The organism is Pseudomonas sp. N40(2020), assembly GCF_014472415.1.
In the GTDB taxonomy this organism is placed as follows: Bacteria; Pseudomonadota; Gammaproteobacteria; order Pseudomonadales; family Pseudomonadaceae; genus Aquipseudomonas.
This window is the reverse complement of sequence record NZ_JACSZV010000003.1, coordinates 248,023-264,192: the sequence shown is the minus strand read 5'-3', so window position 1 is coordinate 264,192 and position 16,170 is coordinate 248,023. Positions and strand designations below refer to the sequence as shown.

At 59.5% G+C, this 16,170-nt stretch carries 16 protein-coding genes; 6 read left to right on the top strand and 10 right to left on the bottom strand.

Translation table 11 applies throughout. The features are described 5' to 3' along the window. Positions 1–185: 185 nt before the first annotated feature. The 3 genes from IAI51_RS04010 to IAI51_RS04000 form a co-directional block, all read right to left on the bottom strand. The gene (locus IAI51_RS04010; RefSeq protein WP_187677301.1) at positions 186–956 is read right to left on the bottom strand and encodes a MetQ/NlpA family ABC transporter substrate-binding protein; all 771 of its coding nucleotides are present in this window, start codon (positions 954–956) and stop codon (positions 186–188) included. Between the two features lie 76 nt (positions 957–1,032). Beyond that, entirely contained in the window at positions 1,033–1,707 is a 675-nt protein-coding gene (locus IAI51_RS04005) for a methionine ABC transporter permease (RefSeq protein WP_187677300.1), read from the bottom strand. Next, positions 1,707–2,714, bottom strand: coding sequence for a methionine ABC transporter ATP-binding protein (locus tag IAI51_RS04000; protein ID WP_187677299.1), 1,008 nt, complete (start codon positions 2,712–2,714; stop codon positions 1,707–1,709). The genes IAI51_RS04005 and IAI51_RS04000 overlap by 1 nt, the downstream gene beginning before the upstream one ends. Before the next feature lie 259 nt (positions 2,715–2,973). On the opposite strand from IAI51_RS04000, the gene katE reads away from it, so the two are divergent. Further along, positions 2,974–5,115: a catalase HPII gene (gene katE / locus IAI51_RS03995; RefSeq protein ID WP_187677298.1), complete on the top strand. Its 2,142-nt coding sequence runs from the start codon at positions 2,974–2,976 to the stop codon at positions 5,113–5,115. A gap of 75 nt (positions 5,116–5,190) precedes the next feature. Here katE and IAI51_RS03990 read toward each other — a convergent pair whose 3' ends face one another. From IAI51_RS03990 to IAI51_RS03975, 4 genes are read right to left on the bottom strand one after another with little or no spacing between them, the layout of a single operon-like run. After that, on the bottom strand, positions 5,191–5,904 hold the full coding sequence (locus IAI51_RS03990) for a PA5502 family lipoprotein (RefSeq protein WP_187677297.1): 714 nt from the start codon (positions 5,902–5,904) through the stop codon (positions 5,191–5,193). 37 nt (positions 5,905–5,941) lie between these two features. Next, positions 5,942–6,730 carry a zinc ABC transporter permease subunit ZnuB gene (gene znuB, locus IAI51_RS03985; protein ID WP_041073699.1) on the bottom strand — a complete coding sequence of 263 codons (789 nt, stop codon included), beginning with the start codon at positions 6,728–6,730 and terminating at the stop codon, positions 5,942–5,944. Next, positions 6,723–7,508, bottom strand: coding sequence for a zinc ABC transporter ATP-binding protein ZnuC (gene znuC, locus IAI51_RS03980; protein WP_187677296.1), 786 nt, complete (start codon positions 7,506–7,508; stop codon positions 6,723–6,725). The genes znuB and znuC overlap by 8 nt, the downstream gene beginning before the upstream one ends. Continuing rightward, positions 7,508–7,990 (bottom strand): Fur family transcriptional regulator, encoded by a 483-nt coding sequence (locus tag IAI51_RS03975; protein WP_007911760.1) that lies wholly within the window; start codon positions 7,988–7,990, stop codon positions 7,508–7,510. The genes znuC and IAI51_RS03975 overlap by 1 nt, the downstream gene beginning before the upstream one ends. Positions 7,991–8,056: 66 nt before the next feature. On the opposite strand from IAI51_RS03975, the gene IAI51_RS03970 reads away from it, so the two are divergent. After that, entirely contained in the window at positions 8,057–8,977 is a 921-nt protein-coding gene (locus IAI51_RS03970; RefSeq protein WP_187677295.1) for a zinc ABC transporter substrate-binding protein, read from the top strand. 84 nt (positions 8,978–9,061) lie between these two features. Here the strand turns inward: IAI51_RS03970 and IAI51_RS03965 are convergent, their stop codons facing one another. Together IAI51_RS03965 and IAI51_RS03960 are read right to left on the bottom strand one after the other, a co-directional pair. Continuing rightward, entirely contained in the window at positions 9,062–10,015 is a 954-nt protein-coding gene (locus IAI51_RS03965; RefSeq protein WP_187677294.1) for a homoserine kinase, read from the bottom strand. A gap of 60 nt (positions 10,016–10,075) precedes the next feature. Further along, positions 10,076–10,366, bottom strand: coding sequence for a DUF2782 domain-containing protein (locus tag IAI51_RS03960; RefSeq protein WP_187677293.1), 291 nt, complete (start codon positions 10,364–10,366; stop codon positions 10,076–10,078). A gap of 74 nt (positions 10,367–10,440) precedes the next feature. Between IAI51_RS03960 and polA the strand changes: the two genes are divergently transcribed. After that, complete coding sequence (polA, locus tag IAI51_RS03955) at positions 10,441–13,245, top strand: DNA polymerase I (RefSeq protein ID WP_187677292.1); 2,805 nt, start codon at positions 10,441–10,443, stop codon at positions 13,243–13,245. A gap of 283 nt (positions 13,246–13,528) precedes the next feature. Here polA and yihA read toward each other — a convergent pair whose 3' ends face one another. Further along, a complete protein-coding gene (gene yihA, locus IAI51_RS03950) occupies positions 13,529–14,185 on the bottom strand; it encodes a ribosome biogenesis GTP-binding protein YihA/YsxC (RefSeq protein WP_187677291.1) in 657 nt (218 codons plus the stop codon). A gap of 217 nt (positions 14,186–14,402) precedes the next feature. Between yihA and IAI51_RS03945 the strand changes: the two genes are divergently transcribed. From IAI51_RS03945 to IAI51_RS03935, 3 genes are all read left to right on the top strand, one after another. Continuing rightward, complete coding sequence (locus IAI51_RS03945) at positions 14,403–14,675, top strand: c-type cytochrome (protein ID WP_187677290.1); 273 nt, start codon at positions 14,403–14,405, stop codon at positions 14,673–14,675. A 32-nt stretch (positions 14,676–14,707) separates the two neighbouring features. Then, positions 14,708–15,319: a c-type cytochrome gene (locus tag IAI51_RS03940; RefSeq protein WP_187677289.1), complete on the top strand. Its 612-nt coding sequence runs from the start codon at positions 14,708–14,710 to the stop codon at positions 15,317–15,319. Positions 15,320–15,519: 200 nt separating this feature from the next. Then, positions 15,520–16,161, top strand: coding sequence for a thiol:disulfide interchange protein DsbA/DsbL (locus IAI51_RS03935; protein WP_187677288.1), 642 nt, complete (start codon positions 15,520–15,522; stop codon positions 16,159–16,161). Positions 16,162–16,170: the final 9 nt, after the last annotated feature.

The window sequence follows — 16,170 nt, the reverse complement described above, 5'->3', positions numbered from 1 at the left end:
TCGACCTGATCGACGACCGACAATTTAAAGGTCAGCGTGTAATCACGCTGACTGCGCCTTTCTCCCGTATTCATTACTCCCTCCTGAGAATGGGTCAGAAGGTGTAAACCTTATTCAGGACGGGACACACGCCACAAAAAAAGGGGCGCATCGAATGCGCCCCTTTTTCATTGCAGCAACCAGAATCAGAACGCCGGCAATACCGCACCTTTGTACTTCTCGGTGATGAATTGCTTCACTTCCGGGCTGTGCAGGGCTGCCGCCAGTTTCTTCATCGCCTCACTGTCCTTGTTGTCCGCACGGGACACGAGGATGTTCACGTACGGCGAATCTTTACCTTCAATCACCAGCGCATCCTTGGACGGATCGAGCTTGGCTTCCAGCGCGTAGTTGGTGTTGATCAGCGCCAGATCGACCTGGGTCAGCACACGCGGGATGGTCGCGGCTTCCAGTTCACGGATTTTCAGGTCTTTCGGGTTCTGCGCGATGTCTTTGACGGTCGACAGAATGTTGTTCGGCTCCTTCAGGGTGATCACGCCAGCCTTGGCCAGCAGCAACAGCGCACGGCCGCCGTTGGTGGCGTCGTTCGGGATCACCACGTTGGCACCGCTTGGCAGATCTTTCAGATCCTTGATCTTGCTGGAATAGGCGCCCAGTGGCTCCAGGTGCACGCCGGTCACGGCAACCAGGCTGGTGCCCTTGGCCTTGTTGAACTCATCGAGGTACGGCTGGTGCTGGAAGAAGTTGGCGTCCAGACGCTTTTCGGCAACCTGTACGTTCGGCTGAATGTAGTCGGTGAAGACCTTGACCTTGAGATCCACGCCTTCTTTGGCCAGTGCCGGCTTCACGAACTCGAGGATTTCCGCGTGCGGCACCGGGGTGGCGGCAACGGTCAGGGTTTCGGCGTGGGCCGAAAACGCAGCAACAGCAGCGAAAGCAGCGATCAGTTTTTTCATTCAGCTAACTCCTTTTTGGGCGCCCGTCAGGCGCCTGCCAGCGAATGGCCGGCTCATTCTTGAATATCAAACCGGTTTATTTACGCGAGAAATGCACGACCAGTCTGTCACCTACCATTTGCAGCACTTGCACCAGAATCAACAGCAGCACCACGGTGACGATCATCACGTCAGTCTGGAAACGCTGGTAGCCGAAGCGGATCGCCAGGTCACCCAGACCACCGGCGCCGACCACTCCGGCCATCGCCGTGTAGGACACCAGTGTAATCGCCGTCACCGTAATCGCCGCGAAGATGCCCGGACGGGCTTCCGGCAGCAACGCGTTCATGATGATTTGCCGAGTGGTCGCGCCCATCGACTGGGTCGCTTCGATGATGCCGCGATCGACTTCACGCAGCGCAGTCTCGACCAGACGCGCGAAGAACGGCGTGGCACCCACCACCAGCGGCGGAATCGCACCGGCCACGCCCAGCGACGTGCCGGTGATCAGCACGGTGAACGGGATCATCACGATCAACAGAATAATGAACGGCAGCGACCGCAGGATGTTCACCGCCAGCGACATGAACGCGTAGAGGGCACGGTTTTCCAGCAACTGGCGCGGACTGCAGAGAAACAGCAGCACGCCCAGCGGCAGGCCGAGCAAAACGGTGAACAACAGCGAGCCACCTAGCATCAGCATGGTGTCGCCCGTCGCCAGCCAGATTTCAAACCAGTCGATGTTTTCGAAGAACGTCTTGAGCAGTTCCATTAACGGAGCACCTCCATGTGAACGTCCGCGGCGGTGAAGCGGGCGAACGCCGCTTCCATGTCGCCACCGGTGACGGCGAGGGTCAATTGCCCGTACGGAATGTCTTTGATGCGGTCGATGCGACCAGCAAGGATGCTGTAGTCGACACCGGTTTCCCGGGCGACGGTACCGAGCAACGGCGCGTAGGTCGCTTCGCCCTGGAAAGTCAGACGCACGATACGACCCGGCACGTGAGCGAAGTCATCGCGCTGTTCGCTTTCGTCGATCTGCTCGCTTTCCTGGACGAAACGCTTGGTGGTCGGGTGCTTCGGATGCAGGAACACATCGGCCACCGAACCTTGCTCGACGATCACGCCGGCATCCATCACGCCCACCTGATCGCACACACGGCGGATCACATCCATCTCGTGGGTGATCAGGACGATGGTCAGTTTCAGCTCGCGGTTGATTTCGGCCAGCAGTTGCAGGACCGAAGCGGTAGTCTGCGGGTCGAGGGCGCTGGTGGCTTCGTCACACAGCAGAATCTTTGGCTTGGTCGCCAGGGCGCGGGCGATGCCGACGCGCTGTTTCTGGCCGCCGGACAGTTGCGCCGGGTATTTCTTGGCGTGGTCGGACAGACCGACCCGCGCCAGCAACTCGGCGACGCGCTTGTCTATTTCACTGCTCGACAGCTCGCCGGCCAGGGTCAGCGGCAACGCAACGTTGTCAGCCACAGTCTTGGACGCGAGCAGGTTGAAGTGCTGGAAGATCATCCCGACTTGCTGGCGGAAACGGCGCAGGCCGTTGGCATCCAGCGCGGTGACTTCTTCGCCGTCGACGATGATTTTGCCGCCACTGGATTCTTCCAGGCGATTGATCAGACGCAGCAGGGTACTTTTTCCCGCACCGGAATGGCCGATCAGGCCGAAAACCTGACCATTCTCGATCGAGAGGTTGGTCGGGTGCAGGGCGGGGATGTCCTTACCGGCGACGCGGTAAGTCTTGTGGACGTTTTGAAACTCGATCACGTAGCGAACCTTGTGGGGCGCGTTAGAAAAGGATCAGCGGTTAGCCGGGCGCGCATTTTAGCCTGTCCGTATAGAGGTTCTTAGCATTTATTTCTCAATTAACCTTCGATTTGGCAATAACAAGATCAAAGGTCATAAAAAAGGAACGCCGGTTCCTTCTCGTCAGTCACTAGTTAAGCGACTTGAAACCCTGGGTAACCGTGCCCGGAAACGCTCAAGAGTCCCCGTTGAAAGGGGTCAAACGAGGAGTTTACGTCTGATGAGTACCAAGAAACCTGCCTCCGGCAAAAGTGAACTGGCCGGAACCGACACCCCGGATCGCGCCAACACCAATAGCAAACTCGACAGTCTGGAGAAATTTCGCTCCGACGCCACCGGCCAGGCCCTGCGCACCAACCAGGGCGTGAAAATCGCCGACAACCAGAACACCCTCAAGGCCGGCCCCCGCGGGCCGTCGCTGCTGGAAGACTTCATCATGCGTGAAAAGATCACGCACTTTGACCATGAGCGAATCCCGGAGCGCATCGTCCACGCCCGTGGCACCGGCGCCCATGGTTTCTTCCAGGCTTACGAGAACCATGCGGCACTGACCAAGGCCGGATTCCTCCAGGATCCGGGGAAAAAGACCCCGGTGTTCGTGCGCTTTTCCACCGTGCAGGGGCCACGCGGCTCCGGCGACACGGTGCGTGACGTGCGCGGCTTCGCCGTAAAGTTCTTCACCGACGAAGGCAACTTCGATCTGGTCGGCAACAACATGCCAGTGTTCTTCATTCAGGACGCGATCAAGTTTCCCGATTTCGTCCATGCGGTAAAACCCGAGCCGCACAATGAAATCCCTACCGGCGGATCGGCCCACGACACGTTCTGGGACTTCGTTTCGCTGGTGCCGGAATCGGCGCATATGGTCATCTGGGCGATGTCCGACCGGGCGATCCCGAAAAGCCTGCGCAGCATGCAAGGCTTCGGTGTGCACACCTTCCGCCTGGTCAACGCCGAGGGTAAATCGCGCTTCGTCAAATTCCACTGGCGCCCTACCGCCGGCACTTGCTCGCTGGTGTGGGACGAGGCTCAGAAGCTCGCTGGTAAAGACACCGACTACCACCGTCGCGATCTCTGGGAAGCCATCGAGATGGGCGACTACCCGGAATGGGAGTTGGGCGTGCAAATCATCGAAGAAGAAAACGAGCACGACTTCGATTTCGATATCCTCGACCCGACCAAGCTGATCCCTGAAGAAATCGTGCCGATCACGCCGCTGGGAAAAATGACCCTGAACCGCAATCCCGACAATTACTTTGCCGAGACTGAACAGGTTGCGTTCTGCCCGGGCCATATCGTCCCGGGGATCGACTTCTCCAATGACCCATTGCTGCAAGGTCGACTGTTTTCCTACACCGATACGCAAATCAGCCGACTCGGCGGGCCGAACTTCCATGAGTTGCCAATCAACCGCCCGGTCGCGCCGTTCCATAACGGCCAGCGCGATGCTCAGCACCGTACGGTGATCGACAAGGGCCGTGCGTCCTACGAGCCGAACTCGATTGATGGCGGCTGGCCGAAAGAAACCCCGCCGGCCGCGCAGGACGGCGGTTTCGAGACGTACCCGGAACGCATCGACGCCGCCAAGATTCGCCAGCGCAGCGAGTCGTTCAGTGATCACTTCTCCCAGGCACGGCTGTTCTTCAACAGCATGAGCGCGCACGAGAAAGAACACATCATCGCCGCCTACAGCTTTGAGCTGGGCAAGGTAGAACGAGAGTTCATCCGCGCGCGGGAAGTGAACGAGATTCTGGCCAATATCGATCTGGAACTGGCCAAACGCGTGGCGGACAACCTGGGCCTGCCGGCGCCCACCAAAGGCACGGTCGAGGTACGCAAAACGTCCTTTGATCATTCGCCGTCGCTTAGTCAGGCCAATCTGTTGCCGGAAAACATCAAGACGCGAAAAGTCGCGATTCTTGCTGCCAACGGCGTCGATGGCGCGGCGATTGATGCGATGAAGAAAGCTTTGGCCGCTGAAGGGGCGCACGCCAAGTTGCTCGGCCCGACGTCGGCGCCAGTGAAGACCGCCGATGGCAAAAGCCTGCCGGTGGATGCGTCGATGGAAGGCATGCCTTCGGTGATCTTCGATGCGGTGTTCGTGCCGGGTGGCGCGGCGTCGATCAAGGCGTTGAGCGGTGATGGTGTGGCGTTGCATTACCTGCTGGAGGCGTACAAGCATCTGAAGGCGATTGCCTTGCAGGGTGAAGCGAAGCAAATGCTGGATGTGTTGAAGCTGGACGCGGATGCCGGGTTGCTGGAGGGCAAGGATGTCGCGGCGCTGACCAAGCCGTTTTTTGCCGCGATCGGGCAGCATCGGGTTTGGGCGCGGGAGCCTAAGGCGAAAGCCGTTCCGGCCTAAAGGACGCTTTCGCGAGCAGGCTGACTCCCACAAGTTCACGCTGTACCTGTGGGAGTGAGCCTGCTCGCGAAGCTTTTAGGGTTTACGCGGACTCAAAACCATCTGCGCCGGCACAGTGCGCAAAATCTGCTTCTCGATCTTCAGATCAAAATCCGGATTCAATTTCTTAACCCGCTTGGTCAGCAAATTGGCCAGCCATGGGTAATCATCGGTGCGGGGTGCCTGGATGCTCACCGCACACTCGTAATTCACTACATCAGCGGCGATCGCATCCAGTTGCCGACGAAGTTTATGGCTATCGGTGATGTTCAACGCAACGGTGGTGCTCTCGGCGGTCGGATCGATCACCTTGGCTTTTGGCTTGGCTTCTGCCGCCAGCAGTGCGGCTTCGGCCTTCTCAAGCTCAGCCTTGCGCGCTTCGGTAATGGCACCATTCACACCACCGGTCAGCGCCGGGGCCTTTGGCATCAACACGCGCGCACGGCTCAACGCGGTGGCAGCAGCGTTTACATCACCCTTCTGCAGGACGATCTGGCTGCGGCGCAAATACGCTTCGGCCAATTGCCGCTGATATTGCTCAAGGGATTGATCGTTGGGGGTTTCGGCCTGCAAGGCGGCCAATTGATCTTCGGCCGTGGCCAGTTCGCTGCTGGCCAGGCTTTGCTCCAGCTGTGCGATGGCCGTAGCCCGCGCATCGGGGACTTCGGCCACCGGCGGCGTGCTTTGGCAGGCGCCCAGCAGCACTGAAAATGCGACAAGGAGCAGATAACGGGAGGCGAACGGCTTCATTCCTGCGACTCTCTAATTGCGCAAAAAGCGAGCAAGTCTACACCCCTCGACGGGGCAGAACAAAACTCAGCAGAAACAGTGCGGCCGCCGTCACAACGATTGACGGCCCGGCCGGGGTGTCCTTGAACCACGACAACGCCAGTCCGCCACAAACGGCGAGCATGCCCAGCAGGCTCGCGCCCAGTGCCATCTGCTCCGGCGACCGGGCGTGACGCTGTGCCGCAGCCGCCGGGATGATCAACAGCGACGTAATCAGCAACACACCGACGATTTTCATCGCCACGGCGATCACCACTGCAATCAACAGCATCAGCGCCATGCGCAGACCGGCGACCGGCAGGCCTTCGACCTTGGCCAGCTCTTCGTGCACGGTGATCGCCAGCAATGGCCGCCACAGCGTCACCAGCAACACCAGCACCGCCGCGCTGCCACCGAGGATCCACGCCAGATCAGTCGGGCTGATCGCCAGCAGGTCGCCGAACAGATAGGCCATCAGGTCGATCCGCACTTCATGCATGAAGCTTAGTACTACAAGTCCGAGAGAGAGGGTGCTCGGTGCGAGAATTCCCAAAAGCGTGTCAGACGCTAGCGGCTGACGCTGTTGCAAGGTCACCAGCAGCACCGCCAGCAGCAGACAGCCGACCGTGACCGCGACCGTAGGACTGACATCCAGCAGAAAACCCAGCGCCACACCGAGCAATGCGGCGTGAGACAAGGTATCGCCGAAATAGGCCATGCGCCGCCAGACCACAAACGAGCCGAGCGGCCCTGCAACCACCGCCAGCGCCAAACCTGCAAGCAGGGCATACAACAGAAAATCAGCCATGCTTGCAGTTGTCTCCATGAACATGGGGTTGGCCCGCAACAGGGCCTTTGACCACCGAACCGTGCAGGTCGTGGGCGTGGTCATGATGGTGGTGATAAATCGCCAGGCTCTGGGCATTCTTGCCGAACAGTTCGACGAATGCCGGGTCGCCGCTGACTTGCTCGGGATGCCCGGAGCAGCAAACGTGGCGATTGAGACAAACCACCTGATCGGTAGTGCTCATCACCAGATGCAGGTCGTGAGAGACCATCAACACGCCGCAACCGTGGCGGTCGCGCAGACGGGTGATCAGGCTGTACAACTCGGCTTGGCCGGCCACGTCGACACCCTGTACCGGCTCATCGAGCACCAGCAATTCCGGCTCGCGCAGCAGTGCCCGGGCCAGTAGCACGCGCTGCATTTCACCGCCGGAAACGCTCTGCACCGGGCTGTCGATGACGTGCTCGGCGCCGACTTCCTTTAGCGCAGCCAAGGCACGCGGACGATCAACACCCGGCACCAGTCGCAGAAAGCGCAGCACCGAGAGCGGTAAGGTCGGATCGACATGAAGTTTTTGCGGCATGTAGCCGACGCGCAGTTTCGGTTTGCGCCAGACGCTGCCGCTGTCCGGTTTCAACAGCCCAAGTACGGCGCGCACCAGCGTGGTCTTGCCCGCGCCGTTGGGGCCGATCAGGGTGACGATCTGCCCCGGTTCGACGCTCAGCTCGATGTTGTCCAGCACGGTCTGCCCGGCAAACGTAACGGCGACCTGCTCCAGACGGATCAGCGCGTTGCTCATCAGGCCCCCTGGCAACCAGAGCAGAGGCCGACCACTTCGACGGTCTGCGCCTCAACGATGAAGCCGACATCCTTGGCGCTGTTGATGATCGCGTCACTGATCACTTTTTGTTCAAGCTCAATGGCAGCATGGCAATCGCGGCAGATCAGGAACTGGCCTTGATGCGCGTGTTCCGGGTGGACGCAGCCGACGAAGGCGTTGAGCGAGGAGATGCGATGCACCAGGCCGTTTTCCAGGAGGAAATCCAGCGCGCGGTAGACGGTCGGCGGCGCGGCGCGGCGACCGTCCTGCTCGCTGAGTACGGCGAGGATGTCGTAGGCACCCAGCGGCTTGTGGCTCTGCCACACCAGTTCCAGCACCCGGCGGCGCAACGCGGTCAGGCGCAAACCTTTCTGGGCGCACAAGGTATCGGCCTCGGACAAAGCGCTGTGTACGCAATGAGAGTGGTCGTGGGGACGGCTGGCAATCGGTGTAATAGGCATGGGCGGCGACGAGTTTTGATAGAGACGTTATTATGTTACCCGTTCTCGCCTCCTTGAGTGGTCATCGTGTCCCGACTTTTTTCTGTTTTTGTGGCTTTTGTCGCCAGTTTTCTGCTGATTGGTTCAGCCCAGGCCGAGGTCAAAGTCCTCACCAGCATCAAACCGCTACAGCTGATTGCAGCGGCCGTGCAGGACGGCGTAGCGATTCCCGAAGTGCTGCTGCCGCCGGGTGCCTCACCGCATAACTACGCGCTGCGCCCATCCGACGTACGGAAGGTGCAATCGGTTGATCTGCTCTACTGGATCGGCCCGGACATGGAAGGTTTCCTGCCGCGCGTGCTGAAGGGTCGTACGCTGCCGAGCGTCGCCGTGCAGGATCTGCCGGGCCTGAAATTGCGCCACTTCGCAGAAGACAGCCATTCCCATGCAGAAGAGGCCGACGATCATGACCACGATCATCGCCCGGGCACGCTGGACGCACATCTGTGGCTATCGCCGGTCAACGCGCGGGTGATTGCCGACAAAATGGCCGCTGACCTGAGCGCCGCCGACCCAGCGAATGCCGAGCGCTACCAGAGCAACGCCAAGGCTTTCGACGAACGCCTGGATGCGTTGGATCTACGCCTGAAGAAACGACTGACCAGTGTCGAAGGCAAACCGTACTTCGTGTTTCACGAAGCTTTCGATTACTTCGAAGAGGCTTACGGCCTGAACCACACCGGAGTGTTCAGCGTGGCCGCAGAAGTGCAACCGGGCGCGCAGCATGTGGCGGCGATGCGTAAGCGTTTGCAGGAAGTGGGCAAGACTTGCGTGTTCAGCGAACCGCCGTTACGCCCGCGTCTGGCGGAAACCCTGGTGGCCGGGTTGCCAGTGAAATTGGCAGAGCTGGATGCGCTGGGCGGTTACACCCCGGCGACCGCTCAGGGTTATGAACAAGTGCTGGAAAAGCTGGGTAACGATCTGGCGGGTTGCCTGGAGTCGTTGTAACCCCCAAAAAAAGATCGCAGCCTTCGGCAGCTCCTACAGGGGGATCACTGTGTAGGAGCTGCCGAAGGCTGCGATCTTTTGCTCTTAAAGGGCGAACGGTAGATGGATGCTAACGCTCTGCCGCTGCGCCAACCGCTGCTCAAACTCCTTCGGTTCGTGAATCAGCACGTCCTGCCCGGCAAACTGCTCAGCCGCGATCAACCGCGACAGCCAGAACCGCACACAAGCCACGCGCAGCATGGTCGGCCACAACTCTGCTTCTACCGCCGTGAACGGACGCAGCGCCGCATAGGCACCGAGGAATGCCCGGGCACGCGGGCCATCGATCAAGCCGTCATCGTCCGAGCACCAGTCGTTCAAGGCAATCGCCACGTCATACAGCATCGGCCCCGAGCAGGCGTTGTAGAAGTCGATCAGCCCGGTCAGGTGCGTACCTTCGAACATCGCGTTGTCACGGAACAAGTCGGCGTGGATGTTGGCCCGTGGCAGCGCGAGAATTTTCTCTTTCTGCTGAGTGATTTCATCCAGCGCTTTTTGCAGCAACGCGCGCGGCTCATCGCTCAGGTGCGAGAGAAACTCCGTGCCCTCCCCCAGCATCCAGTCCAGTCCACGATCGGTCTTGCGCTTGATCATGTGCTCGCCCTGGGTCGCCAGATGCAGATGCGCCTGCAACTCGCCAACCTGCGCGCAATGCTGGGCGTTAGCGACCTTGATGTGCTTGCCGGCCAAACGTGGCTGCAGCAGCGCCGGTTTGCCTTTCAGTTCACGCAACGCCACGCCGTCGGTGGTGCGCAGTGCATAAGGCACAGGCAGATCAGCCTCGTGCAAGACGTCGAGCAGGTCGATGAAGAACGGCATCTCCTGCACCGGACCGCGTTCGACCAGGGTCAGGACGAACTCGCCCTGCTCCAGACTGATAAAGAAATTGGTGTTTTCGCTGCCGGCGGCGATCCCCTGGAAATCAAGCAGACGGCCAAGCCCGTAAGGGGCGAGAAAAGTTTCCAGCTCGGGCCGAGCCAGGGGAGTGAACACAGACATGGTTAAAAACTGCTCAGTTCGGGCGCCGCTATAAGAGCGGCGCCGATTAAAATTAAGAGACTACTTCCATTCGAAAATCTTCCACGACGGAATCAGCATATCTGGCTGATCCGAACGGATGAAATTGGCATCCGTCCCGTCGGCACGCACCAGAAAATAAGGCGGCGCGCCCTTTACCGTGACCTTGATCGCATACAGGAAACCGTTTTGCCGGTACTCCTGAATCGTCTTGTCGCCTTCCGTGCGAATGGTGACTTCCGGATCCCCCGTTGGCGCATCATCCGCCGCCATCGCGGCCAATGGTGAGGCAGCAATCAAACTGACCAGCAGCAAGCGATTTAACGTACGCATGATAACCTTGTCCCTTTGTCGTCAACGGTCCCGCTATTCTAGCGCCGGGCCCGCCGAAAAGGTTGATTCTGCTCATGAGCCAAGCCCCCCTCGTCCTGGTGGACGGTTCGTCTTACCTGTACCGCGCTTTCCACGCCCTGCCTCCTTTGACCACCTCCAAAGGCCTGCCGACCGGCGCGGTCAAGGGCGTGCTGAACATGCTCAAAAGTCTGCGCAAGCAGTACCCGGACAGCCCGTTCGCCGTGGTTTTCGACGCCAAGGGCGGGACATTTCGCGATGAGATGTACGCCGAATACAAGGCCAACCGCCCCAGCATGCCCGACGACATGCGCATGCAGATCGAGCCGCTGCACCAGAGCGTGATCGCCCTCGGCTTCCCGCTGCTGTGCGTGGAAGGCGTCGAGGCCGACGATGTGATCGGCACCCTGGCGCGCAGCAGCGCGGCGGCTGATCGCCCGGTGATCATCTCCACCGGCGACAAGGACATGGCGCAACTGGTCGACGGCCACATTACCTTGGTCAACACCATGTCCGGTAGCTCGATGGACGTGGAGGGCGTGAAGGAGAAATTCGGCGTCGCACCCGAGCAGATCATCGATTATCTGGCCCTGATGGGCGACTCTTCCGACAACATCCCGGGCGTTCCCGGCATCGGACCGAAGACCGCGTCTGGCCTGTTGGTCGGCGTCAACGGCGGCCTGACCGAGTTGTACGCGAATCTCGACATCGTCCCGACCCTGCCGATTCGCGGCGCCAAGACCCTGCCGGCCAAGCTCGAAGAGCACAAGGAGATGGCGTTCCTCTCGTACCAATTGGCGACCATCAAGGTCGACGTGCCGCTCAACGTAGAACTCGACGATCTGCAAATGGGCGCGGAAGACCCGGCCAAGCTCTACGAGTTGTACACCCTGCTGGAATTCAAAAGCTGGATCAATGATCTGGATCGCGACGCCAAACGTCTGGAACTGAGCGCTGCCGCCGAGCCTGCACCAGCAGGCGACCTGTTCAGCGCGCCAGAAGCCGAAGCGCCAGCCGCCCCCGCTGAAGCCGCCTATGAAACCATCCTCGATCAGGCCCGCTTCGATGTCTGGCTGGAAAAGCTCAAGAACGCCAAGTTGTTCGCCTTCGACACCGAAACCACCGGCATCGACGCGCAGCAGGCGCAACTGGTCGGTCTGTCGTTCGCCGTGCAGGCCAACGAAGCAGCCTACATTCCGCTGACTCACTCCTACATCGGCGTGCCGGAGCAACTGGATCGCGACACCGTGCTGCGCGCGCTCAAGCCGATTCTGGAAGACCCGACCAAGCTCAAGGTCGGCCAGCACGCCAAGTTCGACATGAACATTCTGGCCAACTGCGCCATCGGCGGCGATCAGAACGAAGGCATCACCGTGCGCGGCATCGCTTTCGACACCATGCTTGAGTCCTACGTGCTCAACTCCACCGCCACCCGCCACGACATGGACAGCCTCGCGCAGAAGTACCTGGATCACACCACCGTGAGTTTCCAGGACATTGCCGGCAAAGGCGCCAAGCAGCTGACTTTCGACCAGATCGCTCTGGAACAGGCCGGGCCATATGCCGCTGAAGATGCCGACATCACTTTGCGTCTGCATCAAACCCTGTTCGAAAAACTCAGCGCGATCCCGAGCCTGGCCAGCGTGCTCACCGACATCGAAATCCCGCTGGTGCCAGTGCTGGCGCGGATAGAGCGTCAGGGTGCGTTCGTCGACGCCGAGCTGCTGGGCATCCAGAGCATCGAACTGGGCAACAAGATGGTGGCACTGGAGCGCGAAGCGTTCGAGATCGCCGGCGAAGAATTCAACCTTGGCTCGCCCAAGCAACTGGGCGTGATTCTCTACGAGAAACTCGGCCTGCCGGTTTTGAAAAAAACTGCCAAGGGCCAGCCGTCCACCGCCGAAGAAGTGCTGGCGAAACTGGCCGAAGACGATCATCGCTTGCCGAAAGTGCTGATGGAGCACCGGTCGATGAGCAAGCTGAAAAGCACTTACACCGATCGCCTGCCGGAGCAGATCAACCCGCGTACCGGGCGCATTCACACCTCGTACCATCAGGCCGTGGCATCGACTGGTCGCTTGTCCTCCAGCGATCCAAACCTGCAGAACATTCCGGTGCGTACCGCTGAAGGTCGGCGCATCCGTCAGGCCTTCGTCGCGCCCAAGGGTTACAGACTGCTGGCGGCGGACTATTCGCAGATCGAACTGCGGATCATGGCGCACCTGTCCAAGGACGAAGGCCTGATGAATGCCTTCCGCAACAATCTGGATGTACACACCGCGACCGCCGCCGAAGTGTTCAAGGTCGAACTCAACGAGGTGACCTCCGACCAGCGCCGTGGCGCCAAGGCGATCAACTTCGGCCTGATCTATGGCATGGGCGCGCAGAAGCTCGGCAAGGACATCGGCGTCGACACCAAAACGGCCAAGGCCTACATCGATACCTACTTCGCTCGTTACCCGGGCGTGCGCGAGTACATGGATCGCACCCGCGCCCAGGCGGCGGATCAGGGCTATGTAGAAACATTCTTCGGTCGTCGCCTGTATCTGCCGGAGATCAACTCCAACAAGCCGCAGGAGCGCGCCGCCGCCGAACGCACGGCGATCAACGCGCCGATGCAGGGCACCGCAGCAGACATCATCAAGAAAGCCATGGTGGCGGTGGATAACTGGCTGGCGACGTCCGGGCTGGACGCCAAAGTCATCCTGCAGGTGCACGATGAACTGGTGCTGGAGGTTCGCGAGGATCTGGTCGAGCAGGTCAGCGTCGAGATTCGTCAGCACATGAGCGAAGCAGCCAAGCTGGATGTGCCGCTGCTGGTGGAAGTCGGCGTGGGCAACAACTGGGATGAGGCTCACTGAGCCATTTGAAGGCGGTTTTGCCGCGGCGTGGCGTCGCGGCAAAAACCTCGAAAAGCGCTTAGTCAGAAAAGCTCTTGGGGTTATTCCAAAGCTTTTTGAAAAAAATCTGAACTAATCTTGCAGACCACTACTCAGAGTTACTGAATGGCTGGTGAAGCCCTTCGATGCTCCTATGTTGTGTTAAGTGTTGGCAGATATCTGAACCCCGCCCTAGCGGTTCGGAACTTGAACCCCGGAACTTCTCCCTCCCCATATGAAGTCCGGGGCTTTTTTTGCCTGCGATTTACTCAGCAGGCAGCTCTCCAGGCAATTCTGAGCCCTTGTCAGCCAGTTCCATCCAGCTTGCCAATACAGTGTAGGCGTCTTCCAGCCCCATGCGTTTCGGCGCGGAGAACAGCTGGATCGTCACCAGATCACCCCACCCCTTGCGAATTTCCGACTGCACTTTGAGCAGCGTGTTCTTGGCTGCGCCATAAGTCAGCTTGTCCGCTTTGGTCAGCAGGATGTGCATCGGCATGCCGGCCGCAACGGCCCAGTCGAGCATCAGCAGGTCGAAGTCGGTCATTGGATGACGGATGTCCATCATCAGAATCAACCCCTTCAAACTCTCGCGGCCACCGAGGTAAGCCTCAAGGTGACGCTGCCAGTGCATCTTCAGCGGGATCGGTACTTTTGCATAACCGTAGCCCGGCAGGTCGACCAGACGCCGATCATCGTCTAGCTTGAAGAAGTTCAACAGCTGTGTGCGACCTGGGGTTTTCGAGGTCCGCGCCAGGCTGGCGTGAGTCAGGGTGTTCAGGGCGCTGGATTTGCCGGCGTTGGAACGACCGGCGAAGGCCACTTCAAAGCCTTCGTCGTCGGGACACTGATCGACTTTGGCCGCACTGAGCATAAACGTGGACTGTTGGCACAGGCCGAGGATGGGATTTTTGAGCTGCATGGGATTTCCGATGTGGGCGGCGCCGGGAATGGGCGCGGAACGCGGTGTCGCTTCCGTTTCAGTGACGCCAGTATATAATGCCGCAGATTTTGTGTGTGCTTTGTCCCAGCGAAGGATGAAGTACACGAGAGCGACAGACCTTGATTGCGCATTAGAACGCAAAACGCTCTCAACCCTGAAAAGGTCGTTTCAATGGCTGCTGGCTACCGGAGTCTTGATGCCGCTTTACAGCGCACAGGCTACACAGGATCCGGAAGCCGTGTACAACCGTGTTTGTAGTGCCTGTCATTCCGGCCAACTGCCCATGGCGCCCGAAAGAGGCGATGAGGCAGCCTGGACGCCGAGGTTGGCGAAGGGTATGGGGACGCTGGTACGACACGTGACCCAGGGTTTCAAGGCGATGCCGCCGCGTGGTTTGTGCATGGACTGCAGTGCCGAGGATTACCAGGCCATCATCCTTTGGATGAGCGCGAGTAAGCCCGGTCCATAACTCTTAACCCTTAGCCGTAGTTGGATTAGCTGATGAACAAATTGATCGTGAGTCTGCTGTTGACCGTGGGAATCTCAGGTTTCGCCCATGCTGCAGGTGATGCAGCAGCCGGCCAGGCAAAAGTTGCCGTATGCGGAGCCTGTCATGGCCCGGACGGGAACAGCATGGCGCCAAATTTTCCAAAACTGGCCGGCCAGGGTGAACGCTACCTGACCAAGCAACTGCACGATATCAAGTCGGGCAAACGCGTCGTTCTGGAAATGACCGGGCTGTTGACCAACCTGAGCGATCAGGATCTGGCTGACATGGCCGCGTACTTCGCCAGCCAGAAAGGCAGCGTCGGCGCCGCCGATCCGAAGCTCGTCGCACGCGGTGAAGCGCTGTTCCGGGGCGGCAACCTGACCAAGGGTCTGCCAGCCTGTACAGGTTGCCATTCGCCGAACGGTACCGGCAACGCCGCCGCCGGTTTCCCGCATCTGGGTGGCCAACACGCTCAATACATCGCCAAACAGCTGACCGACTTCCGCAAGGAAGAAGGCGGCCGCACCAACGACGGCGACACCATGACCATGCAGACCATCGCCAAACGCCTGAGCGACGAAGACATTGCAGCGGTCTCCAGTTACATTCAAGGTCTGCACTAAGGGCCCCGGATCAAGCGTTTCAGGCGATGGACATCTCTTGCAACGTTAACGCTCGATTAATCCGTCGCAGCAAGTATAAAAAGGGTGGCTTTGGCCGCCCTTTTTTGTGGCCGCTGCCGTTACACTACAGAACTCATGCCCGCCAGGACCTGTCTGAAAACAGGTCGCGCGAGGCGACCAAAATTGTCCAGGAGTAAAGCATGCGTAATCTGATCATCAGCGCCGCCCTCGTCGCTGCCAGCCTGTTCGGCGTGACCGCCCAGGCCGCTGAAGCCCCTGCCGCACCTTATGTTGAACTGACTAACCCGGTGCCAGTGGCAGAGCCTGGCAAGATCGAAGTGGTCGAGCTGTTCTGGTACGGCTGCCCGCACTGCTACGCCTTTGAGCCGGTGATCAACCCATGGGTCGAAAAACTGCCTAAAGATGTGAATTTCGTGCGCATTCCTGCCATGTTCGGCGGCCCTTGGGACGCTCACGGCCAGATGTTCCTGACGCTGGAAGCGATGGGTGTCGAGCACAAGGTTCACGCTGCTGTGTTCGAAGCCATCCAGAAACAACATAAAAAGCTGGTTACTCCAGAAGAGATGGCTGACTTCCTCGCCACCCAAGGCGTCGACAAGGACAAGTTCCTGGCCACGTTCAACTCTTTCGCCATCAAGGGCCAGATTGTAAAAGCCAAAGAACTGGCCAAAAAGTATGAAATCACTGGCGTTCCAACCATGATCGTCAACGGCAAGTACCGCTTCGATATCGGCTCCGCCGGCGGTGCCGAACAGGCTCTGAAACTGGCCGACCAACTGGTCGCCAAAGAGCGCGCGACCAACAAGGCTGCTGCCAACTAAGCGCGGCAA